Origin of the sequence: Variovorax sp. PBL-E5, from assembly GCF_901827185.1 — a bacterium.
Taxonomy (GTDB): domain Bacteria; phylum Pseudomonadota; class Gammaproteobacteria; order Burkholderiales; family Burkholderiaceae_C; genus Variovorax.
The window spans coordinates 452196-475868 of sequence record NZ_LR594671.1 but is presented as its reverse complement, the minus strand read 5'-3'; the positions used below and the strand labels follow the sequence as shown (position 1 = coordinate 475868).

The following is a 23673-nucleotide window of genomic DNA, read 5'->3' as shown; positions in this document are numbered from 1 at the left end:
GGCCGGCATCGGGCTTGTGGACAATGACGCGATGACCCTCGTGCCAGCCGATTCCGCCCCCCCGGCCTGCGAGCGCAGCGCGCTGCAAGCCAAGGTCGTGCGCGCCCTGCAGGCCGTGCTGGCGCCGCACGCCGTGCTCTCCACCACCGAGGACGTGACCCCCTACGAATGCGACGGGCTGACCGCCTACCGCCAGCGCCCGCTGGCCGTCGCCCTGCCCGAAACCGAGGCCCAGGTGCAGGCCGTGCTCCAGGCCTGCCACGCGATGGGCGTGCCCGTGGTCGCGCGCGGCGCGGGCACCGGTCTGTCCGGCGGCGCCATGCCCCATGCGGGCGGGGTCACGCTCTCGCTGGCCAGGTTCAACCAGATCGTGCACCTCGACCCCGTCGGGCGCACCGCGCGCGTGCAGTGCGGCGTGCGCAACCTCGCCATCAGCGAGGCCGCCGCGCCCTACAACCTCTACTACGCGCCCGATCCTTCCAGCCAGATCGCCTGCACCATCGGCGGCAACGTGGCCGAGAACTCCGGCGGCGTGCATTGCCTGAAATACGGCCTGACCTTGCACAACGTGCTGCGCGTGCGCGGCTTCACCGCCGAAGGCGAGGCGATCGAGTTCGGCAGCGAGGCGCTCGACTGCCCCGGGCTCGATCTGCTGGCGCTGGTGATCGGCAGCGAAGGCATGCTGGCCGTGACCACCGAGGTCACGGTGCGGCTGATCCCCAAGCCGCGCCTGGCGCGCTGCATCATGGCCAGCTTCGACGACGTGCGAAAGGCCGGCGACGCGGTGGCCGCGGTGATCGCCGCGGGCATCATCCCCGCGGGCCTGGAGATGATGGACAAGCCCATGACCGCGGCGGTGGAAGACTTCGTGCACGCGGGCTACGACCTCGATGCCCAAGCGATCCTGCTGTGCGAATCCGATGGCACGCCCGAGGAGGTGGAGGAAGAGATCGCACGCATGACGGCGGTGCTGCGCGAGTGCGGCGCGACGGCCATCGCCTGCAGCGAGAACGAGGCCGAGCGGCTGCGCTTCTGGAGCGGGCGCAAGAACGCGTTCCCGGCCTCGGGGCGCATCAGCCCCGATTACATGTGCCTGGATTCGACCATTCCGCGCAAGCGGCTGGCCGATATCCTGCTGGCGATCCAGCAGATGGAGAAGAAGTACGGCTTGCGCTGCTGCAACGTGTTCCACGCGGGCGACGGCAACCTGCATCCGCTGGTGCTGTTCGATGCCAACGATGCGGACGAGTTGCACCGCTGCGAGCTGTTCGGCGCCGACATTCTGGAGACCAGCGTGGCGATGGGCGGCACGGTGTCGGGCGAGCACGGGGTGGGGGTGGAGAAGCTCAACAGCATGTGCGTGCAGTTCACGGCCCAGGAGAACGCGCAGATGGCAGGGGTCAAGCGCGCCTTCGATACGACGGGGCTGCTCAATCCGGGCAAGGTGATCCCGACGCTGCAGCGCTGCGCGGAGTATGGCAAGCAGGTGGTGCGCGGCGGGCAGACGCAGCGCTTCGCGGATCTGCCGCGGTTCTAGAGCGAGAACACGATGAACGGCTTGCGCGGCATGGCCTGGCTGCTGGTGTTCCAGACGATCGGCGAGCTGCTGTCGCGCGGCTTGTCGCTGCCCCTGCCCGGGCCGGTGCTCGGGCTGGTGCTGCTGCTCGCAGGCCTGCGCTTCGCGATCGTGCGCGAACCGGTCGGCGAGTGCGCGAATTTCCTGCTCGCGCATTTGTCGCTGCTGTTCGTGCCGGTCGGCGTCGGCGTCATGACGCATCTCGCGCTGCTGAGCCAGTACGGCGGCCGCATGCTGCTCGTGATCGTGCTGTCGACCTGGATCGGGCTGGCGGTGACGACGCTGCTGCTCTACGGCACCCGCAAGAAAGCCTAGCCGCATGCCGCGCTTCGTCGAACTCTGGATCTATCTCTCGGCCACGCCGCTGTTCGGCCTCACGGCCACGCTGGTGGTGTACCTGCTGGCGAACGCGGCCTATGCGCGGCTCGGCAGTCCACCCTGGGCCAATCCCGTGCTGTGGTCGGTGATCGCGCTGGCGAGCGGGCTGCTCGCGACCGGCGTCGACTACCCGACCTATTTCGCGGGCGCGCAGTTCATCCATTTCCTGCTCGGCCCCGCCGTGGTCGCGCTGGCCTGGCCGCTGTGGCAGCGGCGCATCGAACTGCGCCAGCGCTTCGGCCGGCTGATGCTCGCGGCGCTGCTCGGCGGCGCGGCCGCCTGCGGATCGGCCGTCGCGCTGGGTTGGGCCGTCGGCCTGCCGCACGACGTGGTGCTGTCGCTGGCGCCCAAGTCGGTCACGGCGCCGGTGGCCATGGGCATCTCGGAAAAGATCGGTGGCATCCCGGCCCTGTCGGCCGTGTTCGCGGTGCTCACCGGCATGGTCGGCGCACTGTCGGCCAAGTATCTGTTCGATGCGCTGCGCATCGGCACCGATGCTGAGGGCTTCGCGGCGCGCGGTTTCGGCCTCGGCACCGCGGCGCACGGCATCGGCGCGGCGCGTGCGCTGCACGTCGATGCCGATGCGGGTGCCTATGCCGGGCTTGCGCTGGGCCTGCAGGTGGTGCTGGCGGCGCTGCTGATGCCGCTGGTATTCCGGCTCTTCTTCTGACGGCTGGCGCGCGGCGCCGCGGCATCCCGCGGACCGCCGTGGCTCATCGCAGGATCGCGCCCTGCTCGGCCAGCACGCGCTGCAACTCGCCGATGTCCAGCGCCGGCAACGGCTTGCCAAGACGCGACGCCATCGCAGCCGCCGTTCCGGCGGCTTGTCCCATGGCCATGCAGGTGCCGGAGATGCGCGCACTCGCCAGCGCCTTGCGCTCCGCCGAGATGCAGCGTCCTGCAACGATCAGCCCGTCGACATCCGCAGGCACGAGCACCGACAGCGGTATGTCGTAGCCGCTCGCCAGATGCTCGGCCGAATCGAGGCTTGCGCCCTTCGGGTCGTGGCTGTCGATCGGGAAGCCGCCGCGAAGAACGGCATCCTCGAACCGGCGTCCGGTCCGGACGTCGTTGTCGGTCAGGATGTTGCGGCCCTTGATGCGCCGGCTCTCCCGCACCCCGACGCACGACGCGCTGGCCGACAGAAAGCAGTTCTGCGCGCCGGGGATGTAGCGTCGAAAGAACTCGGTGAACTCGAGCACCTGGCGGCGCAGCGCGATCTCGGCCTCCGCCAGGGCTTCCGACCGGGTGGCGTCGGCCGCGAAGCGCGTCACGTTGATCACCGCCTCGCCGCTGCGCACCCAGCCGCTGTAGTGCAGTTCGCTTCGCTTCAGGGACACCGTGCCGTCGTCGAATGCCCGCGCGAGCTCCGGTCCGAATCCCCAGAGATTCACATGGTCCTCGCCGACCAGAGCGGCCGTGGCGACGCCGAGCTTGAAGTCCTGCTCGTTGGCGGCGACGTGCTTGAGCAGGGCCTGGTGGTCGATGCCGCCGAGCTTGAACAACAGGCTGACCGGCTGGGTCGGCGCATCGGCCTCCGACAGGAATGCGCAGCCCGCTCTTTCGGCGACGTCCGCATCGCCGGTGCAGTCGATCACCACGTCGGCACCGTAGGCCGTGCGCCCCGACTTGTTCTCGACGATCAGGCCCGAGACCTTGTCATCGTCCTTCAGGACACCCACGACGGGCGAGAAGAAGAGAAGATCGACACCCGCCTGCGCGACCATCCCGGTCACGATCGACTTGAACATCTCGTGGTTGACCGGCACGCGCGACAGCGTATAGCCGGTGTCGTCGCGCACATGGCCGGGCGATGCGCCGGCACGCACCAGCCGGTCGACCAGTTCCTGCGGAAGCCCGGCGACGATGCGCCGGCCCGCGGCATCGAACCAGCCCGCGCTGTGTTCCAGCAATTGCGATGCGATGTGTCCGCCCAGGAAGCCGCTGCGCTCGACGAGCAGTGTGCGCGCGCCATTGCGCGCCGACGCGATCGCGGCGATCACGCCGGCGGTTCCGCCACCGGCAACGATGACGTCATAGGTTTCGACCAGCGGTGTCTGGCGGGCGGCTTCGGTGATGGTCTTCATGGGCGGATGAGGTGCGAGAAACTGGATGCGAACCGTGGAAGAAGGAAGACTCAGCGCGCGATCAGTCGCATGCCGGTCGAGACGTCGAACACATGGGTGAGTTGCGCATCGACGGCCAGGAAGACCCGGTCACCGGGTCGCGCCGCAAGCCGGCCGTGGATCGACATCACGATCCGCGCCTCGCCGACCTGCACGTGAAGCTCGGTTTCCGACCCGGTCGGCTCGACCACCACGATCTCGCCGGCCACGGCCCCGCTGTGTTCCGGGCCGACGAGGCGCAGGTGCTCGGGCCGCACGCCGTAGGCGACACGCTGGCCGTCCGTGCCCGTGCCCGCGGGCGCGGGCCAGCGCGCGCCGCCGGCCGCTTCCACGCAGGGGTCGGCACCGGTTCTCATCGTGCCTTCGACGATGTTCATGGAGGGAGAGCCGATGAACTGGGCCACGAACAGATTCACCGGCGCGTCGTACAACGCGAGCGGCGTTCCGATCTGTTCGATCCGTCCGTTCTGCATCACCACGATCCGGTCGGCCATCGTCATGGCTTCGATCTGGTCGTGCGTGACATAGACCGTGGTGGTCTTCAGCCGCTGATGAAGCGCCTTGATCTCTGCGCGCATCGCCACCCGCAGCTTGGCATCCAGGTTCGACAGCGGCTCGTCGAACAGGAACACCTTCGGATCCCGCACGATCGCCCGCCCCATCGCGACGCGCTGGCGCTGCCCGCCCGAGAGTTCGCGCGGGCGCCGCGCGAGATAGGGTTCGAGGTTGAGGATGGCAGCGGCCTTCGACACCCGCGCCTCGATCAGCGCCGGATCGAACTTCCTGAGCTTGAGACTGAAGGCCATGTTCTCGCCGACGGTCATGTGCGGATAGAGCGCATAGCTCTGGAAGACCATCGCGATGTCCCGGTCCTTCGACTCGAGCTCGTTCACGGTCCGGCCGTCGATGGCGATGCTGCCGCCATCGATGTCCTCGAGGCCCGCGAGCATGCGCAGCAGCGTCGACTTGCCGCAGCCCGACGGCCCCACGAGCACCACGAACTCGCCGTCGTCGATGGAAAAGCTGATGCCCTGAATGATCCGGGTGTCGCCGAAGGCCTTTTCGACGCCTTCGAACACTACTGATGCCATGGATGGTTTTCCGATTCTGTGGGTGTGGCGAAGCACGGGGCTGCGCCGTGTTCGACGCTAGCCCTTCACCGCGCCGGCCAGGACGCCGCGCAGGAAATATTTCTGCGCGCCGAGAAAGAGGACGACCACCGGAATGGTCGTCAGCGTGCCGAGCGCCATGATCTCCCCCCAGCGGATGTCGAACGAGGTGATGTATTCGGCGATGCCGACGGGGATGGTCTTGTTGATGCCGGAGGTGGCGAGGATGCTGGCGAACAGGTACTCGTTCCACGACAGCGCGAAGACGAAGATGCCGACCGAGAAGATGCCGGGCAGCGTCAGCGGAAGAATGACGAGGATGAAGGTCCGCAAGTAGGAAGCGCCGTCGACCCAGGCCGCTTCGTCGATCTCCTTCGGAATGCCGAGGAAGAAGGAACGCAGCATCCAGACGGCCAGCGGAAAGGTCAGGACCGTGTGGGCCAGCACGATGCCGGCCAGCGTGTCGACCAGGCCGATGGCGTTGAGGATGAAGAAGATGGGCACGAACAGCACGATGGCCGGAAACACGTAGCTCACCAGCGCGCCGATCATGAAGGTCTGCTTGCCGGGAAAGTCGAAGCGCGTGACGCTGTAGGCGGCCAAGCAGCCGCCCGTCAGGCAGATCACCGTGGTCCAGATCGCGACCAGGAAGCTGTTGAGGAACAGGCGCGGCGCTCCCGACGAGAACGCGACCGACCGATACCATTCCAGCGTCAGGCTGCCGCTCCAGAACTTCGGCGGCGAGGTGAACAGCTGCGCCGAGGGCTTGAGCGAGGACAGCAGCATCCAGATCAGCGGAAAGCCCACCGACAGCAACAGCAGGAGCGCGGCGAGATAGACCACGCCGGCCCTGATTCTTCGATGGCGTCTCATGCGTTCACCTTCTCGCGCGTCGAACGCAGATAGAGCAGGGCGAGCAGCATCAGCCCCGCCGCCAGGGTGGTGGCCAGGGCCGCGCCATAGCCGAACCGGAAGAAGCCCATCGTCTCCTGGTAGATCCAGATCGGCCAATGCTCGGTGGAGCCGCCCGGTCCGCCGCGCGTGATCAGCCAGATCAGGTCGAAGTAGGTGACGGTCCAGATGACCCGCAGCACGATCAGCGTGCGCGTGACTTCGGCCAGGTTCGGCAGCGTCACGTAGCGGAACTGCTGCCACCAGTTGGCGCCGTCGACGGACGCGGCCTCGTACTGGTCCTTGGGAATGTTCTGCAGCGCCGCCCAGTAGGAGATCATGACGAAGGAGAAGCCGCGCCAGATGTTGGCGAGCACGACGCTCGTCATCGCGCCCGCCGGCAGGGCCAGCGGCGACTGGTTCGGCGCCAGCAGGGCCGCGGATTGCAGCCCGTAGCTGACGATGCCGTAGGTGCCGTCGAGCATCCAGCGCCAGAACAGCGCGACGGTGATCACCGGCACCACGTAGGGAATCAGCAGCACCGAGCGCACGAAGCGCATGCCGGGCAGGTCCTGGTTGATCACCAGTGCGGCGCCGAGACCCAGCGCGAACTGCCCGACCAGCGAGCCGAGCGACCAGACCAGCGTATTGAGCAGGACCGTCCCGAGCTTCGGCGACTGGAAGATCTCGGCGAAGTTCTGCACGCCGACGAAGCGCTCGGCCCCGGTGACGAAGTCGATCTCCAGGAAGCTCAGACGGATGGCATCCACGATCGGATACGCAACGAAGACGAGCAGGAACAGGATCGCGGGTGCCGCGAACAGGAAGCCGGTTCGCGCACCCCGGCCGCGGAAGCTCCTGGCAAGGGTCGCGCCCGGCATCTTGCGTGCTGCGTCCATGGTTAGCGCGACATCGCCGCGACTTGCTGCTTGAGCTGGTCGTTCATCTGATCGACGGCCTTCTCCACCGTGATCTTGCCGAGCGCCGCATTCTGCAGCGCATCGCCGATGAAGGTCGTCGCCTCGATTTGCCCCGCCAGCGGATTCAGGCCCGCTTCCATGCCGTAGCGGTACCAGTTCTGCATGACGTCATTGAAGATGGTGTCCATCTCGGGCTTGAAGCGCTTGACCATCTCGTTGGACTGGTAGCCCGCGCTGTTGAACGCGCTCTTGGTCGAAGGCACCGCGAAGATGGGACGCGTGTTCGCGCGCTCGACGACGCGATCGACCTTGTACAGGCACTTGAGCAGTTCCTTCGAAGCCGCCACCTTGGCCGGCGTCGAATTGCCGACCACGTAGTAGTAGCCGCCGTTGAGCGCCGCCGCCGGCTTCTTGTCCGCGCTCGGGCCGGGGAAGGGAAAGACGCTCATCTGCTTGAGCATGTCCGGGTTCTGTTCGACGGCCATCTGGACCACGGCGCCCCATTCGTTGGTCATCGCGACCTGGCCCTTGACGTAGGCGGTGCGGTATTCGTTCCACGACCATTCGACGCTGGACGGCGGCGAGGCGGCCTTGTAGAGATCCACGAGGAACTGCAGCGACTTGACGGCGATGTCCTTCTGCTTGTCGAACACATAGGCGCCGGTCTTCGGATCGAACACGGTGCCGCCGGCCGAATAGAAGATCTGGAAATAGGTCTGCGGCCCGACCAGCGCGCTGCTCATCGGCACGGCGAATCCGTAGGTCGCCGGCTTGCCGTCCTTGGCTTCGCGATTGAGCGCCTTGGCTGCCTGCAACAGCTCGGGCCAGGATTTCGGCGGCTTGAGGCCGGCCTGCGCGAACAGATCCTTGCGATACCAGACCTCCTGGTGCAGCGCCCAGTCCGGCACGCCCCAGATCTGGCCGCCCTTGCTGGCGGCATGCAGGTAGGCGGGAATGAAGTCGTCCTGGCCGAGGCCGTTGACGACATCCGTGACCGGCACGATGCCGTTCTTGGCCTGCAGGAAGGCCACCGCGCCCTCCAGCGTGTTCATGACGTTGGGCGGATCGCCCTTGCGCAACGCGGTGACGAGCCGCGTGTACATCGAGGAGAACGGCACGGTCTCGAAGTGCACCTTGACGTTGGGCGTGGCCGCCGTGCAATCGTTGACCTGCTTCTGGATCACATTGGCCTGCGCGGCCGTCGTGAGGTTGGTCCAGAACGAGAGCTCGGTGTCCTCCGCGGCGGCCAGACCCGGCAGGACGAGCGCGGCGCCGATCAGCGCACAGCGCCTGGCCATCGGGCCGCAGCCTCGACGAAGCGGTTGCGCCGCGCCCGGTTCGCGCGAGGTGACGGTGCTGGTATTCATGGGCATTCTCCGAAGTGATGGGCACAAAGAGTCAAAGGCAATGAAAGACGGGCCGCTGGCGTCGCCGCCCTGCCCCGGGATATCGCTCATCTCGACGCGCGGCCCGCACGGGAAGCCAGGGAGCTGCCGGAGGTTTCCCTCGACAGCAGCACGCAGCCGACCGTGATGAGCGATGCGAGGGCCAGAAAGGTCGAGATCGGCCAGGACTTGCCGCCGGCCGCCGCGACCAGCGAGGTCGCGATCATCGGCGTCAGCCCGCCGATGACGTTGGCGAGCTGGTAGCCCAGCGACACGCCCGTGTAGCGGACGTTGGTGTCGAAGGCCTCGGAGAAGAAGGCCGGCTGCACCGAGAACATGGCACCCAGCGCGATCGCGTAGCCGAAGATGATGGCGAAGAAGAACAGCGCCGGCACCTTGGCATCGATCAGCCAGAAGAACGGAAATGCGAAGACCGCGGCAATGACGGCGCCGATCAGGTAGACCGGCCGGCGGCCGATGCGATCGGACAGCGCGCCGAACAGGGGGAAGGTGAAGAGCCCGAGCCCGCTCGCGCCGAGGATGGCGTAGAGCACGTCGTTCGAGCTGAACCCGACCGTCTTCGTCGCATAGGTGAGCAGGAAGCCGATCACGAGCCAGCCCAGCACGATCTCGCCGGTCCGCATGCCCATGGCCAGCAGCACCGCCTTCTTGTGGTGGCGCAGGACGTCCACGATGGGCGTTCGCCGCACCTCGGATGTCTTCAGCTGCGCGAAGATCGGCGTCTCCTCGATCTTCGAGCGGATCACGAGACCGACGCCGAGCATCAGGATGCTGGCCAGGAAAGGAAGCCGCCACCAGCCGTCGAGCAGGGTGTCCTTGGGCAGCAGCGCGAAGACCAGGGTCGCGATGAAGAGGCCCAGCACGTTGCCCAGCTGCACGAAGGAGCCGAAGAATCCGCGGCGCGCGGGCGGCGCGTATTCGACCACCATCGTCGTCGCCCCGCCCCATTCGCCGCCGAGCGCGAAGCCCTGGACGAGACGCAGCACGATGATCAGGATCGGCGCGGCCACGCCGATGGATTCGTAGGTCGGCACCAGGCCGATCGCGAAGGTCGCGAGGCCCATGATCATCAGCGACAGGATCAGCATCTTCTTGCGACCCAGCTTGTCGCCGTAGTTGCCGAACACGATCGCGCCCAGCGGCCGGGTCAGGAACGGAATCGCCAGCGTGGCGTAGGCAGCGAGGATCCCGACCAGCGGCGACAGGGTCGGAAAGAACAGCTTCGGGAAGACCAGTGCCGCGGCGGTCCCGTAGATGAAGAAGTCGAAGAATTCGATCGTCGTGCCGATGAGGCTCGAACCGACGACGGTTCTCAGCTTCTGATTCCGATCGTTCGCGCCGCCCATGGAACGGTCGGCGGCGACGGTTGCGCTCATGTTCATTGGTTGTCTCCATGTCGCGGCGCGGGCGATGGCGCCGCGATCCGCTGGTTCAATACGCCAGGCTTCAGGCCTGAAGGCTTTGGGTCATCCGGTGAATCGCCACCATCCCCGGGTCGTCCATGCCGATGCTCTTGTCCGCGAACATGCGGGCGCGGCCGATCCGGTTGGGTTTCGATCTGTACGTGTCGAGGGCTTCACGGGCGGCGTCGATGGCCACCGTGCGCAGCTCGGCACCATCGGGCGCGGCTTCCAGCGCGCGCGCAATGGCGTCGATGCTGTCGAGCATCGTCTTGTCCCCGAAGGCCGCGCCGCCACGCGCGCCGAGCGACGTCGTCACGGCATCGAGCAGGCGCACGAGCGCGGGACGGTCGAGGCGCTCCACGCCGCTCACGTGCTTGGACGCGGTCATGAAGGCGAGCGCCAGCAGCGTGCCGAAGCTCGAGCCCGAGGCCTTGGCACACGCCGCAGCGCAGGACCTGAAGATGCCGGCGAAGTCCTGCGGCAGCGCGGGCAGCGCCTCGCGCACGTTCGCTGCGCACTTGCCCAGGGTCGTGCCGAGGTCGCCATCGCCGAGCCGTCCGTCGAGCGCGTTGAGCTCGTGAGTCGACTGGTGCAGCGCGGTCGCCCAGCGCGCGAGGCCTTGGTGCAGGTCGATCGGACTCGGCATCACACGCTCCAGAACGGGCACGAGGCCGGCGCCTTCAGCAGCGCCTCGAGTTCCGAGTCCAGCGGCATCAGCGTCAGGGATGCGCCCGCCATTTCCATCGAGGTCGCGTAGCGTCCGACCAGCGGCATGACCGGCGTCACGCCCTGCTGCGCGAGCGCGGTCGCGACATGGCGGTACAGGATGTAGAGCTCTTCGAGCGGCGTCGCACCAAGGCTGTTGACCAGCACGGCCACGCGGTCGCCGCGCGCGAGCTTCAGTTCGGCCTGCAGGCGCTCGAGCATTTCCGCGCTCAGCGAGTCTGCCGACTTGAGCTTGCCGCGCCAGATGCCGGGTTCGCCATGGATGCCCATGCCGAACTCCACTTCGTCTTCGGCAATCTCGAACGAGGCTTTGCCCGACTCCGGGATGACGCAAGGCGTCAATGCCACGCCGATCGAGCGGCAGGCGTCGGCGGCCTTGGCCGCGGTGGCCGCCACCTCGTGCAGGCTGGCGCCGGCAGCCGCCCTGGCGCCGGCGATCTTGAACGCGTAGACCATGCCGGCGACACCCCGGCGCTTGGCGCGCTCCGCGAGCGGCGCGCTGGCGACGTCGTCGCTCACGCGCACGGAGCGCACGTCGAGGCCTTCGAGTTCCAGCAGCTCCTGCGCCATGTCGAAGTTCATCCGGTCGCCGCCGTAGTTGCCGTACAGCTGCAGCACGCCCGCGCCGCCATCGGCCGCGCGTGCCGCCTCCTGGCAGTCGGAGGCGCGAGGACCCGCGAACACGTTGCCGACCGCGCAGGCATCGAGAAGGCCCTCGCCGACATAGCCCAGGAACACCGGCAGGTGGCCCGAGCCACCGCCCGTGACGATGCCGACCTTGCCCTTGTGGGCGCCCGCGGCGCGGGCAAGGACGCGGCCGTCGGGCCCGACGCGCCGCAGGCTCTCCGGGTGCGCGAGCACGAGGCCGTCCAGCATCTCGTCGACGTAGTCGTCCGGTCGATTGAGGATTTTTTTCAAGCCGGTGTCTCCCGCAAGGAATCCGCGCCGTTGGAAGCTCAAGCCAGCAGCGGCTGGAGAGCGACCTTGATCGCGGCCTTCTGGGCCTCGGTCACGCGCATCATCGGAGCGCGCGGCTGGAACATCGGCACGCCCTGCAGATGCTGGATGTACTTGACGCAGGCCGGCAGGTTGTCGTGCGGCAGCGTGTTCCACAGCGCGTTGAGCTTGAAGTGGATGTCTTTCGCGAGCGCGTGGTTGCCGGCCTCGACGGCCCTCTGCATGGCCACGACGACGCCGGGAACGGCGCTGGTCAGCGCGCTGATGGCGCCATGGATGCCGAGACAGAAGCCGGGATAGAGGAGCGCATCGACGCCCGACAGGACCAGGCTTTCCGGCTTGCAGCGCAGCAGCAGGTCGGAGATCGACTTGAGATCGCCGCCGCTTTGCTTCATGCCGATCACGCCCGGCACTTCTTCCATGATGCGCAGCATCAGGTCGACGCTCAGGTAGTTCCAGGGGATGACGTTGTAGATGATGATCGGAATGCCGGTCGCCGCATGGATGGCCCGGAAGTGCTCGACGGTCGCGTCGGCATCGGGCTTGAAGAGGTAGTGGACCGGCGTGACCTGCAGCGCCGCGATGTCGAGGCCCTTCAGGCTCTTGGTGCGCTCGATGGCATCGCGCGTGCTCTGGACGATCAGGCCGGCCACGAACGGCACGCGGCCCGCGGTCGCGTCGAAGGCTTCGCGCATCACCATCTCGTATTCGGCCGCCGTCAGCGTATGGCCCTCGCCGGTGCTGCCGCCGGCGACGACGGCACGCGAACCCTGCTCGATGATGAAGTCGATCTGCTTGCGCAAGCCGCCCTTCACGAGGTCGCCCTGGTCATCGAAGGGCATGGTGATGGGAGGCAGAACGCCGGTGAGCTTGCTTCGCAGGCTGGAGGCGGGATGGGTCATGTCGCAGTTCCTTTGAGTGGGGCGAAGGGATTTCGTCGGGTCGATGTCATTCCGGAATCCGGTACATCATTTCGACAAATATAGGCGATAAGAAAGTCCGACCTGCAAAGGGTTTTCCCGTATTTCGATCGAAGGCGCGCAGACGCGCGCGCCCCCGTGCGAGGTCTCGCGGATGCAGGATGGAAGGCGGCCGCGGCGACAGGCGCGAAAGCGCCTCGGCCCAGTGTCAGCCCGGTATTTCGTAACCCAGTTGGCGGGCGATCGTGTCGGCCGTCTGGACGACGACCGGCGCCAGCTGAACGATGCGATCGGCGGTCATTCGATCGGCGGCCCCGGTCACGCTGATCGAGGCGAACACGTGGCCGGAGGCGTTCCGGATCGGGGCCGCGACACAGTTGGTCCAGAGCTGGTGCTCGGAATCATCGGTGGCATAGCCGCGCGCACGGATGGCCTCGAGTTCCGAGCGCAGGCGCTCGGGCGAGGTGATGGTGTTGGTGGTGAAGGCCTTCAGGCCGTTCGAGATCACGCGCTCGATGACCTCCGGTTTCTGGAACGCCAGCAACGCCTTGCCCACGCCCGTGCAGTAGGCCGGCGACGATTCGCTGGGCTGCACCCCGCGCAGCGGCCGGTCGACCGGCTCCTCGCGCTCGACCACGATGACTTCGAAGCCGTTGAACACGCCGAGGTGGGCCGACTCGCCCGACAGCCGCGACAGCCGGTCCATGTACGGCTTGGCTTCGCGCAGCAGGTCGAGGTTCGCCAAGGCAAGGCTTCCGAGCTCGAACAGCCGGATGCCGAGGCTGTAGCTTCCGTTGCGTCCGTCCTGTTCGACGAAGCCGATCTCGCGCAGCGCCGACAGCATCCGGTGCGCCGTCGGCCGCGGCACGCCGGCCGATTTGGCGATCTGCCCGAGGGTCAGGTGGCGCGAGGTGGTGGAAAAGCAGCCCAGGATGTCCATCATCTTGCCGATGGACTGGATCCTGCTCTTGTCGTCAGGCGCGCGTTCGAGTTCCGGGGACAAAGCCATCGTTGCAAATCACTCCTGGGCGGCATTCTATCGAATCGTTCCGGAATCCGGTCAATACAGCGCAAATTCGCGATCGACTCTCGATCCCCGATGGTACGCGGCCCCGCCCAGTCGCGCCCTGCGCGTGCGGCGTCTCGTTGTCTTCGCTGCCCAACGAAAACGCCCGCCGGATGAGGGCGGGCGTTCTTCATGCCGGGGTGCCTGCGTCAGCGGCGGTAGGGATTGTTGGGCCTGCGGTCATAGCGGTCCGGCACGCCATCGCCGTCGCGGTCCCAGCGGCCGCCGGAGTATTCCCAGCGGCCACCGTGCTGCCGCCACTCCGGCGCACGGTAGACGTAGCCCGGCCGCGCCGGCACCCAGAAGCCGCCCACCCACACATGCCGTCCGCCACGCCACTTGTAGTGGCCAGGCGCCCACACGAAGCCGCGGCGCGGCGGTGGAACGCGCTCGAAGCGCGGCGGCGGCGGCGCCTGGATGACCAGGGGCTGCGCCTGCGCGGCCGTCGGCACGACCACGGCCCCCACCGACAACAGGGATGCGGCTCCGACGGCCAGGGTGACAGCGAGTTTTTTCATAGGATGCTCCTCATGAGTGGTTGAAGACTTCATCCTCTCGCGCCCGTGTGAATCGCATGTAAGCCGCGCGCGAAGTCTTGTGTAAAGCTGTGTCGCCTCATTCCCTCAGCTCCTGCGGATCGACCGCGCCGGCCATGGCGGCGTAGCCGGCATGGCTCGGATGCAGATGATCGCCGCTGTCGTACAGCGGGTTCAATGCCGCGGGGTCGGCCGGGTCGCGCAGCGCGGCATCGAAATCGACCACCGCTTCCACATCCTGGCGGCCGCGGATCCACCGGTTCACCGCCTGCCGGCGCGCCTCGCGCTCTCCGCTCCAGTACGGCGCCGGCATGCCCTTGAAGGGCAGCAGCGTGCCCAGCAGCACCTTCACGCCCTTGTCGCGAGCCTGCCGGATCAACTGCTGCAGTCCTGCAGTGATCTGCTCGACGCCGGGGATCTCCGGCAAGGGCTTGCCGCCTTCGGCCAGGCCAGGCGACTGGCCGAAGAGCAGGTCGTTGATGCCGATCAGGATCAGCACGTGCGTGACGCCGCTCTGCCCCAGCACGTCGCGCCCGAAGCGCGCGATGCCGCCGGGGCCGATCCGGTCCGCGAGCAGGCGGTTGCCGGCGATGCCGGCATTGATCACCGCGAAGGAGGTCCTGCCGCCCGGTTGGCCGCGAAGCCGCGTCGCGAGCTGATCGGGATAGGACCCCGGCTGGCCCTGCGCATCCCGGCCGCCCACGCCTTCGGTGATCGAATCGCCGAAGGCGACGACCACGCGCGGCGCCGTCGCGCTCGCAACGTCGAGCCCCGTGACGACATGGTTCCATGGCGAGGGCGCCGCATCGCGCCATGACGTCCGCATCACCGCACGGCCCGGCAGCATCCAGGTCGCATCGGGCGGCAGATGGTGCGCTGTGGCGAACGACGTCGGCGCACCGACCTCGAAGCTCACCGCCGCCGCCTGGCCGGGCTCGAGGCTCAGGCGGGCCGCGTCGCTCCATGCCTCGGCACCCGGCGCGAGGGTGATGTCGGTGCGGCCGCCGAATTGCAGTTGGCGCAGCGTGGCGGGCGAGACGGCGGCACCGCCGGTGCTGCGCGCCACGCTCGCGGCGGCGATGTGCAGCGGCATCTTGCCGAACACGTTCGAGAAACGGATGCGCACACGGCGACCGCCCAGCGTCGGCAGCAGGCGCTCGCGCAAGGTCTGCGCGCCGGACGCGGCCAGCGCCTCCGGCGGCGCGGCGCGCAGCGCAGGCGGCAGCTGCTGGTAGTCCTGCGGCGCCGCGGCCCAGCTCGCCGCCCATCGCACATCGGCGGCCTGCGCGGCCATCATCGGCAACAGCAGCAACGCACCGGCGCAACAGGCCAGTGCCGCCGCACCCGCGCGGCTGAAGAATCGTGAAACCAGGTTCATGCGCAAAAGCGCATCAGTTTACGAAGGCGCTGCGCGATCCATGTCGGACATCGGCCCGCGCGCGTTACCAAGTGTCGACAAAGGTTGCCGCCGGCCGTTGCGCCGCCATGCGCGCCGACGACGCGAGCCCGCGCACCAGCCAGGCGCGCGTGTCGGCCGGATCGATCACGGCATCGATCTCCAGCGTCTCGGCCATCGGAATCGCTTCGCCGTTCGCATACTGCTGCGCAACCAGCGACTTGAACAGCGCGTCGCGCTCGGCGCCTTCGGCCGCGGCCTCGAGCTCCTTGCGAAAGCCCAGCCGCACCGCGCCTTCGAGCCCCATGGCACCGAACTCTCCGGTCGGCCAGGCGACGGTGAACACCGGCGCATCGAAGCCGCCGGCCGTCATCGCCTGCGCACCCAGCCCGTAGCCCTTGCGCAGCACCACCGCGAAATACGGCACCCGCAAGTGCGAGGCCACCATGAACATCCGGCACACGTGGCGCACCTGCGCCTGGGCCTCGATCTCGGGGCCGACCATGAAGCCCGGCGTGTCGCACAGTGCCACCAGCGGCAGGCCGTGCGCATTGCACAGCTGCATGAAGCGCGCGGCCTTGTCGGCCGCATCGACATCGATCGCGCCGCCGAGATGATGCGGGTTGTTGGCCAGCAGGCCGATGGGCTTTCCCTCGATGCGCGCCAGCGCCGTCACGATGCCGGCGCCGAAGCCCGCGCGCAATTCGAGCAGCGAGCCGCTGTCGGCCAGGTCGTGCATCACAGCGCGCACGTCGTACACGCGCAGCCGGTTCTCGGGCACGGCACGGCGCAGCCGGCGCGGGTCGGCGCACTGCCACTCATGCGTCGCGCCCTGGAAGTAGGACAGGTAGTGCTTCGCCACGTCGACCGCCTGCGCTTCGTCGCTGACCAGGATGTCGATCACGCCGTTGCGCGACTGCACGCCGCTCGGCCCGATCTGTTCGGGCGCGAAGCGGCCGAGGCCGCCGCCTTCGATCATCGCCGGGCCGCTCATGCCGATGTTGCTGGCCTCGGTGGCGATGATCACGTCGGCGCAGCCGAGCAGCGCGGCATTGCCCGCGAAGCAGCGCCCATGCGCGATGCCGACCACCGGCACCTGGCCCGAGAGCGCGGCGAAGCGGCTGAAGGTGTGGTTGTTCAGGCCGGCGACCACCGGCATGTCGGTGTCGCCCGGCCGGCCGCCGCCGCCCTCGGCGAACAGCACCACCGGCAGCTTCAGCGCGTGCGCGATGCCCAGCATGCGATCGGTCTTCTGGTGGTTGCGCATGCCCTGGGTGCCGGCCAGCACCGTGTAGTCGTAGGCCATGACGACGCAGCGCGAGCTTTCAGCGCCGAACTGCCTCGCATTGACGCTGCCGATGCCGGTCACCATGCCATCGGCCGGCGTGTGGGCGATCAGATCTTCGCGCGAGCGGCGGCGCGTCTGCGCGGCGATCGCGAGCGCGCCGTACTCGGTGAAGTTGCCGGGATCGTCGGCCGTGTCGCAGAGATCGGCGATGTTGGCGCGCGCGCTGCGGCCGCCCTGCGCATGGCGCTTTGCCATGGCGGCGATGCGGTTGGCATCGAGCGTCGGCGCATGGCGGTCGATCACTTTGCGCAGGTCGGGCCGGATCTCGTCGAGGTCCGGTTCGGCCTGCGCTTCGACCGCGGCCGCCTGCGTGTCCACCGCTTCGAGCCGCACCAGCGACTGCCCCTCGACCAGGTAGTCGCCGGCCACGGCCAGCAGCGCGACCACGCGGCCGGCCGCGGGCGCAGGCAGCAGATGCTCCATCTTCATGGCCTCGAGCACGCCGAGCTGCGCGCCGGCCGGCACGACATCGCCGAGCTCGACCTCGAACTGCACCAGCCTCGCAGGCATCGGTGCCCTGACCACCAGGCCGCCCTCTTCGCCCTGCGACGGCGCAGCGACACTTTCGACGAAGGCGGCCGGCCGCGCGTTCTTCGCGGCCGCGGCGTCGATGTGCGCGGCCGCAGCCAGCAGATCGGCCAGGTTCTCTTCGACGAAGCGCGTGTGCACCGCCTGCGTCGCGAACTCGGGCCGCGCCGCGATCGCGCGCAGCAGCGCCAGGTTGGTCGCCAGGCCGTCGATGTGGCATTCCGCCAATGCGCGCAGCGAGCGCCGCACTGCATCGCCGAAGCGCGGCGACGGCGAGTGCACGATCAGCTTGGCGAGCAGCGTGTCGTAGTGCGGCGAGGGCGCGAGCCCCGCATGGCCGTGCGTGTCGACGCGCACGCCGGGCCCCGACGGCAGTTCGAAGCGCGCCAGCGTGCCGGCGGACGGCCGCGCATGGCCCTGCGCGTCGAGTGTCTCGGCATTGATGCGCCACTGCACCGCGAAGCCGCGCTGCGCCGCCGTGCGCACGTCATCGATGCCCAGCTCGGCCAGGCTGCGCCCGGCGGCAATGCCGATCTGCAGCTGCACCAGGTCGAGCCCCTTGACGGCTTCGGTCACGGTGTGCTCGACCTGCAGCCGCGGATTGGCCTCGATGAAGACGAAGGGCAAGGTCGGCGAATGCAGGTCGATCAGGAACTCGAAGGTGCCGAGGCTGCGATAGTGCACCGCCCGCGCCATGCGCAGCGCGGCCTGCGTGATCTGGTCGCGCAAGCCTTCGGGCAAGGACGGGCTCGGCGCGATCTCGACCAGCTTCTGGAAACGCCGCTGCAGCGTGCATTCGCGCTCGCCGAGGCTCGCGACCGCTTGCCCATCGCCGAGCACCTGGACCTCGATGTGGCGCGCATCGCGCATCAGCCGCTCGACGTAGACGCCTTCGATGCCGAATGCGGCGCGGGCTTCGGACATGCAGCGCGCATGCGCTTCCGTCAACTCGGACGCATTCGACACCGCGCGCATGCCGCGGCCACCGCCGCCACCGAGCGCCTTGACCATGATGCCGGCGCCCTCGGCCTGCTGGACCGCGAAGAAGGCCTGCGCCTCGGCCAGCGTCACCGCGCCGGTGCTGCCCGGCATCACAGGCACGCCGCATCGTTGGGCCAGCGCGCGTGCTTCCGCCTTGTCGCCGAACAGCGCGAGCTGCGACGGTGTTGGCCCGATGAAGCACAGCCCCGCGGCCTCGCAGGCGCGCGCGAAATCGGCGCGCTCGCTGAGGAAGCCGTAGCCCGGGTGCACCGCGTCGCAGCCACGCTCGCGCGCGACGGCGATCAGCGCCGCGATGTCGAGGTAGGCCGAGGGGCCGGCCGCGGCGAGCGGCGCGACCTCGTCCGCCAGCTGCACGTGCAGCGCAGCCGCATCGTCCTTCGCATGGACGGCGACGCTCGCGATGCCGAGGTCGCGCAAGGCGCGCGTCAGCCGCACGGCGATCTCGCCGCGGTTGGCCACGAGGATCTTCTGGAACACCCGGGGTCCTTCTTCAGGCCCTGCCCATGCGCCGCGGATCGCGAAGCGGGGAGCTTGTCTCCATGGCGTCAGTCTCTCAGGGTTATCGATAGCCGGTGCAGCGACCGGCTCGCTTGCCAGCCCCGCATGGTGCACCAACAATCCTACCGATGGGTAGAACATCGGAGACACCGCACAAACCCCACCTGCCGCGGGGGACGGGCCGCCAGCGCGCCGCCACCGAGGCGACCGACGTGCAGCGCGAACGCATCCTCGCCGCGGCCACCGATCTGTTCGCGCGCCAGGGCTATGCCAACACCACGATGGCGCAGATCGTGCGCGCGCTCGGCGTCACCAAGCCCTTCGTCTACTACTATTTCCGCGACAAGCAGGAAATCTTCGAGACGCTTTCGTGGCGGCCCACGGTCGACTGCCTGACCGCGATGGACTTCGCGCCCGACGACCGGCGCAGCGCGCGCGAGAAGGTGATGGAAGGCATCGAACGGCTGATCCGCGCCACCGTCGCGCACCATCCCTGCGCCTTCTTTCCCTACCGCGAGCCGCAGGTCTATCGCCCCGAATACAAGGCTGCGCAGATGAAGCTCGCGCACCATTTCTACGACCGGCTGTTCCCGTTGCTCGAGGAAGGCCGGCGCGACGGCGACTTCGACTTCGACGACACCCGCATCACCGCGCTCGCCGCCTGCAGCCTGCCGGGCTTCCTCTACACCTGGTACCGCCCGGGCGGGCGCCTGTCGCCGGACGAGGTGGTGGCGCAACTGTCGAAGCTGGCCTGGCGCGTGTTCGGCCTTCGCACGCACCGCTAAGGGAATACCCCGGCCCGCCGCACCCCTCCACCATCGAGATACTGCGAGACCGCATCGGCGGTCCGTGATCGGTTTCACGCGAAAGGCACGAAGACCATGGCAGGCAAGAACGCGCTCTACCCGATTCCGCATCCGGCGAAGAAGCCCTTCGTCGGCAATATCCTGTCGATCGGCTCCGATTCGCCGGTGCTGGACATGTGGAAGATTGCACAGGAGCTCGGCGCCATCTACTGGCTCGACATGCCAGGCATGCCGGTGATCGTGGTGTCCTCGGCGGCGCTGGTGGACGAACTCTGCGACGAGAAGCGCTTCGACAAGAGCACCAAGGGCACGCTGCGCCGGCTGCGCGCACTGTCGCACGGGCTCTTCACCTCGGACACGCACGAGTCGACCTGGTCGAAGCCGCACAACATCCTGCTGGCCAACTTCAGCCAGCGCGCGATGCAGGCCTACCATCCGATGATGCTCGACATCGCCGGGCAGCTCGTGACCAAGTGGGAGCGGCTGAACTTCGACGAGGAGGTCGACGTGGTGCGCGACATGACCGCGCTCACGCTCGACACCATCGGCCTGTGCGGCTTCGGCTATCGCTTCAACTCGTTCTATCGCGAGGGCTTCCATCCCTTCGTCGATGCGATGGTGCGCACGCTGGAAACGGTGCAGAACCGGCGCGGCCTGCCGCTCGAGGAGCTGATGCTCAAGAAAGAGCTGGCGCAGCAGCGCAAGGACGTGCGCTACATGCACAAGATGGTCGAGGACATCGTGCGCGAGCGGCGCGCGAGCGGCGCCGACATCGCGACCAAGCCCGACTTGCTGAGCTACATGATCGCCGGCGTCGACAAGAAGACCGGCGAGCAGCTGGACGACCGGCAGATCCGCGACGAGTGCATCGAGTTCCTGATCGCGGGCCACGAGACCACGAGCGGGCTGCTGTCCTTCGCCATCTACTTCCTGCTGAACAATCCGGACGCGATGGCCAAGGCGCAGGCCGAGGTCGACCACGTGCTCGGCCCCGATCTGTCGGTGAAGCCGACCTATGCGCAGGTCAACCGCCTCGGCTACGTGCTGCAGGTGCTGAAGGAATCGCTGCGCATGTTCCCGACCGCGCCGGCGATCGCGATGGCCGCGAAGGAAGACACGACCATCGGCGGCCAGTACACGATCAAGAAGCGCAACATGATCATCATGCATGCGCTGGCGCTGCATCGCGACAAGACGGTATGGGGCGAGGATGCCGACCGGTTCAACCCCGACCACTTCAGCCGCGAAGCCGAACGCGAGCGGCCGGTCAATGCCTTCAAGCCTTTCGGCAACGGCCAGCGCGCCTGCATCGGACGGCAGTTCGCGCTGCAGGAAGCGGTGCTCACGCTCGGCATGATCCTGCAGCGCTTCACGCTGGTGGACCACACCGGCTACAAGCTGAAGATCAAGGAAGCGCTGACGATCAAGCCCGAGGGCTTCAGGATCAAGGCGCTGTTGCGCGACCCGGCCACGCGTTCGCGCGGCGACGACGCATCGCAGCCAGTGCCGGCCGCGGCCAGCGGGAAGCCGGCCGCATCCCGCAGAACGCAGGCGGCGCGCCACGGCACCTCGCTGCTGGTGCTGCAGGGCTCCAACCTCGGCACCGCCGAAGATCTCGCGCGCCAGCTGGCCGAAGCCGGCGAGCTGCGCGGCTTCTCGACCCAGTTGGCCTCGCTCGACGACTATGCCGAGCGCCTGCCGGCGAACGGCGCCGTGGCCATCGTCTGCGCCTCGTACAACGGCATGGCGCCGGACAACGCGGCCGAGTTCCATCGCTGGCTCGACAAGGCAGACGACGCGCTCAACGGCGTGCGCTTCAGCGTGTTCGGCTGCGGCAACACCGACTGGGCCTCGACCTACCAGGCCGTGCCGCGCCGCATCGACGAACGGCTCGCGATGCTGGGCGCGACGCGCCTGCATGCACGCGGCGAAGGCGATGCGCGCGAGGACATGGACGGCGCCTTCCAGGATTGGAGCGATGCGCTGTGGCCGGCGCTGGTCGCGGCCTTCGACCTGAAGACGGGCGCGGACGCGCCGGCGCAGAGCGAGCCGCTCTACACGCTCGAAGAGCTGCCGCCGCCGCAGAAGAATGCGCTGGTCGATGCGCTCGGTGCGGTGGCGATGCGTGTGATCGAGAACCGCGAGTTGCAGAGCGCAGGTGCCGCTGCAGCGGCCGATGCGCGCTCGACGCGCCATGTCGAATTGCAGTTGCCCGAGGGCGTAAGTTATCGACCCGGCGATCACCTGAGCGTGGTGCCGCGCAACGGGCCGGCGCAGGTCGAGCGCGCGATGGCGCGCTTCGGCTTCGCGCGCAACGCCCACCTGCGGCTGCAGGCCGCGCCGGGCCGCAAGGCGGCGCTGCCGGTCGACCAGGTGATCGCGATCGACCGCCTGCTCGGCGATTACGTCGAGCTGCAGGACGTGGCCACGCGCAAGCAGATCGCGCAGCTCGCGGCGCAGACCGAATGCCCGTTCACGAAGCCGAAGCTGGCGGCGCTCTCCGGCGCGGACGAGGCCTCGGCGGCGCTCTACAAGAGCGAGGTGCTGCACAAGCGCAAGTCGGTGCTCGACCTGCTGGAGGAATTCCCGGCCTGCCAGATCCCGTTCGCGCTGTTCCTCGAGATGCTGTCGCCGCTCACACCGCGCTACTACTCGATTTCGTCGTCACCGAGCGCCGATGCGGCGCGCTGCAGCGTCACGGTGGGCGTGGTGGACGGGCCGGCGCGCTCGGGGCTGGGCCGTTTCGAGGGCGTGTGCTCGAGCTATCTCGCACGCGCCGAGGCCGGCGACATGGTGCATGGCGTGGTGCGCGAGACCACGGCCGAGGGCTTTCGCCTGCCCGACGATCCGGCGCGGCCGGTCATCATGGTCGGGCCGGGCACCGGGCTTGCGCCCTTCCGCGGCTTCCTGCAGGAACGCGCGGCGCAGATCGCCGAGGGCGCGGCGCCGGGCGAGGCGATGCTCTTCTTCGGCTGCCGGCATCCCGGGCAGGACTTCATCTACCGGGACGAACTCGAGCGCTGGGCCGACAGCGGGTTGATGCAGTTGCACACCGCCTTCTCACGTGCGGGCGAGCGCAAGGTCTATGTGCAGGATCTGATCCGCGAACAGGCCGCGCAGGTCTGGCGCTTGCTGGACCAGGGCGCGATCGTCTACGTGTGCGGCGATGGCTCGCGCATGGAGCCCGACGTGCGGCGCACGCTGTCGGACATCGCGCGCGAGCACGGGCAGGATGGCAGCGCATGGATGGAGCGGATGATCGCCCAGCAGCGCTACGTGCTCGACGTCTGGGCGGGGGCCTAGCTTCGGTCCGGACGCGCCGGGTCGGGGAAGATCAGCGGGCCGAGCATCCCGCGGTCGAAGGGCTTCCAGGTGCCTTCGGGTTGGGCGAGGCGGTCTGCCAGCGCGTACAGCACCGCGGGATGCGCGCCCAGGCCGAGATGGCTGGCCACGACCTCGATGTTCTCCGCGTTCGGTCCCGGCTGCTCGACGCTGCAGCGCCACGCGACGACGCCGTCGCTGCGGCTGAAGATCGAGGTGGTCGGCACCGAGGGCGTGGGCTCCACTTGCCGCATGCGGCGCGGGTCTTCCGAGCTCTGGCCGCTCACGCCTTCATAGACGCGCCAGGCGTTGGTTGCGCGTGCGCTGCCGGTGAAGGGGCTGCCCAGGGTGATGACGCTGCGCACGAGTTCGGGCCGGCTCGATGCGAGCAGGCGCGCGTAGACGCCGCCCAGGCTCCAACCCACGAGGCTGACCTTGCGGCCGGTCTCGGCATGCAGCGCTTCGAGCCGCTCGAGCATTCCTTGCTCGATCCCCTTGCGCGGGCCGAAGTTGCGGCCCAGGCCCCAGCCGTGCGCCTCGTAACCGCGGCTTTGCAGGTAGCGTCGCAGGATCTTGGTGGAGAGATCGCTGGCCACCAGCCCGGGCAGCACCAGCACGGCATGGCCATCGCCGCGCGGCGTCAGCTGAAGCAGCGGCCACAGGGCCACGGCAGCGCCGGCCTCCCAGAGCGCGCGGCCTTCGGCCAGGAGGAGCAGCTTCGAGGGCGGCTTGATCGGATCGTGGGCGGCGGCGGTCATGG

General features: G+C 68.4%; 19 protein-coding genes. 5 read left to right on the top strand and 14 right to left on the bottom strand.

The features are described 5' to 3' along the window. Positions 1–31: 31 nt before the first annotated feature. Genes WDLP6_RS02320 through WDLP6_RS02310 form a run of 3 tightly spaced genes read left to right on the top strand, consistent with a single transcriptional unit; the run spans position 32 to position 2624 of the window. A complete protein-coding gene (locus WDLP6_RS02320) occupies positions 32–1537 on the top strand; it encodes an FAD-linked oxidase C-terminal domain-containing protein (protein ID WP_162591045.1) in 1506 nt (501 codons plus the stop codon). A gap of 12 nt (positions 1538–1549) precedes the next feature. After that, positions 1550–1891: a CidA/LrgA family protein gene (locus tag WDLP6_RS02315; protein WP_162591044.1), complete on the top strand. Its 342-nt coding sequence runs from the start codon at positions 1550–1552 to the stop codon at positions 1889–1891. Between the two features lie 4 nt (positions 1892–1895). Continuing rightward, positions 1896–2624 (top strand): LrgB family protein, encoded by a 729-nt coding sequence (locus WDLP6_RS02310; RefSeq protein WP_162565599.1) that lies wholly within the window; start codon positions 1896–1898, stop codon positions 2622–2624. Positions 2625–2667: 43 nt separating this feature from the next. Here the strand turns inward: WDLP6_RS02310 and WDLP6_RS02305 are convergent, their stop codons facing one another. The 13 genes from WDLP6_RS02305 to WDLP6_RS02245 form a co-directional block, all read right to left on the bottom strand. Further along, a complete protein-coding gene (locus WDLP6_RS02305; RefSeq protein ID WP_162591043.1) occupies positions 2668–4041 on the bottom strand; it encodes an FAD-dependent oxidoreductase in 1374 nt (457 codons plus the stop codon). A 50-nt stretch (positions 4042–4091) separates the two neighbouring features. Next, positions 4092–5171 (bottom strand): ABC transporter ATP-binding protein, encoded by a 1080-nt coding sequence (locus WDLP6_RS02300; RefSeq protein ID WP_162591042.1) that lies wholly within the window; start codon positions 5169–5171, stop codon positions 4092–4094. 57 nt (positions 5172–5228) lie between these two features. Then, positions 5229–6062, bottom strand: coding sequence for a carbohydrate ABC transporter permease (locus WDLP6_RS02295; RefSeq protein ID WP_162591041.1), 834 nt, complete (start codon positions 6060–6062; stop codon positions 5229–5231). Continuing rightward, positions 6059–6979 (bottom strand): carbohydrate ABC transporter permease, encoded by a 921-nt coding sequence (locus WDLP6_RS02290; RefSeq protein WP_162565595.1) that lies wholly within the window; start codon positions 6977–6979, stop codon positions 6059–6061. The genes WDLP6_RS02295 and WDLP6_RS02290 overlap by 4 nt, the downstream gene beginning before the upstream one ends. A 2-nt stretch (positions 6980–6981) precedes the next feature. After that, positions 6982–8367 carry an ABC transporter substrate-binding protein gene (locus WDLP6_RS02285; protein WP_162565594.1) on the bottom strand — a complete coding sequence of 462 codons (1386 nt, stop codon included), beginning with the start codon at positions 8365–8367 and terminating at the stop codon, positions 6982–6984. 86 nt (positions 8368–8453) lie between these two features. Next, positions 8454–9788, bottom strand: a complete 1335-nt coding sequence (locus WDLP6_RS02280) for an MFS transporter (protein ID WP_162591040.1) — start codon at positions 9786–9788, stop codon at positions 8454–8456. 64 nt (positions 9789–9852) lie between these two features. Then, the gene (locus WDLP6_RS02275; protein ID WP_162591039.1) at positions 9853–10455 is read right to left on the bottom strand and encodes a DAK2 domain-containing protein; all 603 of its coding nucleotides are present in this window, start codon (positions 10453–10455) and stop codon (positions 9853–9855) included. After that, positions 10455–11453 (bottom strand): dihydroxyacetone kinase subunit DhaK, encoded by a 999-nt coding sequence (locus WDLP6_RS02270; RefSeq protein WP_162591038.1) that lies wholly within the window; start codon positions 11451–11453, stop codon positions 10455–10457. Before WDLP6_RS02270 ends, WDLP6_RS02275 begins: the two co-directional genes overlap by 1 nt. A gap of 38 nt (positions 11454–11491) precedes the next feature. Continuing rightward, positions 11492–12394, bottom strand: a complete 903-nt coding sequence (locus WDLP6_RS02265; RefSeq protein WP_197910129.1) for a dihydrodipicolinate synthase family protein — start codon at positions 12392–12394, stop codon at positions 11492–11494. 226 nt (positions 12395–12620) lie between these two features. Then, a complete protein-coding gene (locus tag WDLP6_RS02260; protein WP_162591037.1) occupies positions 12621–13421 on the bottom strand; it encodes an IclR family transcriptional regulator in 801 nt (266 codons plus the stop codon). Positions 13422–13627: 206 nt separating this feature from the next. Continuing rightward, positions 13628–13996, bottom strand: a complete 369-nt coding sequence (locus tag WDLP6_RS02255; RefSeq protein ID WP_162591036.1) for a YXWGXW repeat-containing protein — start codon at positions 13994–13996, stop codon at positions 13628–13630. 97 nt (positions 13997–14093) lie between these two features. After that, positions 14094–15392: an SGNH/GDSL hydrolase family protein gene (locus WDLP6_RS02250; RefSeq protein WP_162591035.1), complete on the bottom strand. Its 1299-nt coding sequence runs from the start codon at positions 15390–15392 to the stop codon at positions 14094–14096. A gap of 64 nt (positions 15393–15456) precedes the next feature. Then, positions 15457–18765, bottom strand: coding sequence for a carboxyl transferase domain-containing protein (locus WDLP6_RS02245; RefSeq protein WP_162591034.1), 3309 nt, complete (start codon positions 18763–18765; stop codon positions 15457–15459). 149 nt (positions 18766–18914) lie between these two features. On the opposite strand from WDLP6_RS02245, the gene WDLP6_RS02240 reads away from it, so the two are divergent. Both WDLP6_RS02240 and WDLP6_RS02235 read left to right on the top strand, forming a co-directional pair. Continuing rightward, positions 18915–19571, top strand: a complete 657-nt coding sequence (locus WDLP6_RS02240; RefSeq protein WP_162565586.1) for a TetR/AcrR family transcriptional regulator — start codon at positions 18915–18917, stop codon at positions 19569–19571. A 96-nt stretch (positions 19572–19667) separates the two neighbouring features. Further along, on the top strand, positions 19668–22895 hold the full coding sequence (locus tag WDLP6_RS02235) for a bifunctional cytochrome P450/NADPH--P450 reductase (RefSeq protein WP_162591033.1): 3228 nt from the start codon (positions 19668–19670) through the stop codon (positions 22893–22895). Here WDLP6_RS02235 and WDLP6_RS02230 read toward each other — a convergent pair. Further along, positions 22892–23671, bottom strand: a complete 780-nt coding sequence (locus WDLP6_RS02230; protein WP_162591032.1) for an esterase/lipase family protein — start codon at positions 23669–23671, stop codon at positions 22892–22894. The genes WDLP6_RS02235 and WDLP6_RS02230 overlap by 4 nt on opposite strands. Positions 23672–23673 lie beyond the last annotated feature (2 nt).

Bases quoted from the DNA above. Each gene is read 5' to 3' on its own strand.
- WDLP6_RS02320 (WP_162591045.1), top strand. From the start codon at position 32: ATGACCCTCGTGCCAGCCGATTCCGCCCCCCCGGCCTGCGAGCGCAGC.
- WDLP6_RS02315 (WP_162591044.1), top strand. From the start codon at position 1,550: ATGAACGGCTTGCGCGGCATGGCCTGGCTGCTGGTGTTCCAGACGATC.
- WDLP6_RS02310 (WP_162565599.1), top strand. From the start codon at position 1,896: ATGCCGCGCTTCGTCGAACTCTGGATCTATCTCTCGGCCACGCCGCTG.
- WDLP6_RS02305 (WP_162591043.1), bottom strand. From the start codon at position 4,041: ATGAAGACCATCACCGAAGCCGCCCGCCAGACACCGCTGGTCGAAACC.
- WDLP6_RS02300 (WP_162591042.1), bottom strand. From the start codon at position 5,171: ATGGCATCAGTAGTGTTCGAAGGCGTCGAAAAGGCCTTCGGCGACACC.
- WDLP6_RS02295 (WP_162591041.1), bottom strand. From the start codon at position 6,062: ATGAGACGCCATCGAAGAATCAGGGCCGGCGTGGTCTATCTCGCCGCG.
- WDLP6_RS02290 (WP_162565595.1), bottom strand. From the start codon at position 6,979: ATGGACGCAGCACGCAAGATGCCGGGCGCGACCCTTGCCAGGAGCTTC.
- WDLP6_RS02285 (WP_162565594.1), bottom strand. From the start codon at position 8,367: ATGAATACCAGCACCGTCACCTCGCGCGAACCGGGCGCGGCGCAACCG.
- WDLP6_RS02280 (WP_162591040.1), bottom strand. From the start codon at position 9,788: ATGAACATGAGCGCAACCGTCGCCGCCGACCGTTCCATGGGCGGCGCG.
- WDLP6_RS02275 (WP_162591039.1), bottom strand. From the start codon at position 10,455: ATGCCGAGTCCGATCGACCTGCACCAAGGCCTCGCGCGCTGGGCGACC.
- WDLP6_RS02265 (WP_197910129.1), bottom strand. From the start codon at position 12,394: ATGACCCATCCCGCCTCCAGCCTGCGAAGCAAGCTCACCGGCGTTCTG.
- WDLP6_RS02260 (WP_162591037.1), bottom strand. From the start codon at position 13,421: ATGGCTTTGTCCCCGGAACTCGAACGCGCGCCTGACGACAAGAGCAGG.
- WDLP6_RS02255 (WP_162591036.1), bottom strand. From the start codon at position 13,996: ATGAAAAAACTCGCTGTCACCCTGGCCGTCGGAGCCGCATCCCTGTTG.
- WDLP6_RS02250 (WP_162591035.1), bottom strand. From the start codon at position 15,392: ATGAACCTGGTTTCACGATTCTTCAGCCGCGCGGGTGCGGCGGCACTG.
- WDLP6_RS02240 (WP_162565586.1), top strand. From the start codon at position 18,915: ATGGGTAGAACATCGGAGACACCGCACAAACCCCACCTGCCGCGGGGG.
- WDLP6_RS02235 (WP_162591033.1), top strand. From the start codon at position 19,668: ATGGCAGGCAAGAACGCGCTCTACCCGATTCCGCATCCGGCGAAGAAG.
- WDLP6_RS02230 (WP_162591032.1), bottom strand. From the start codon at position 23,671: ATGACCGCCGCCGCCCACGATCCGATCAAGCCGCCCTCGAAGCTGCTC.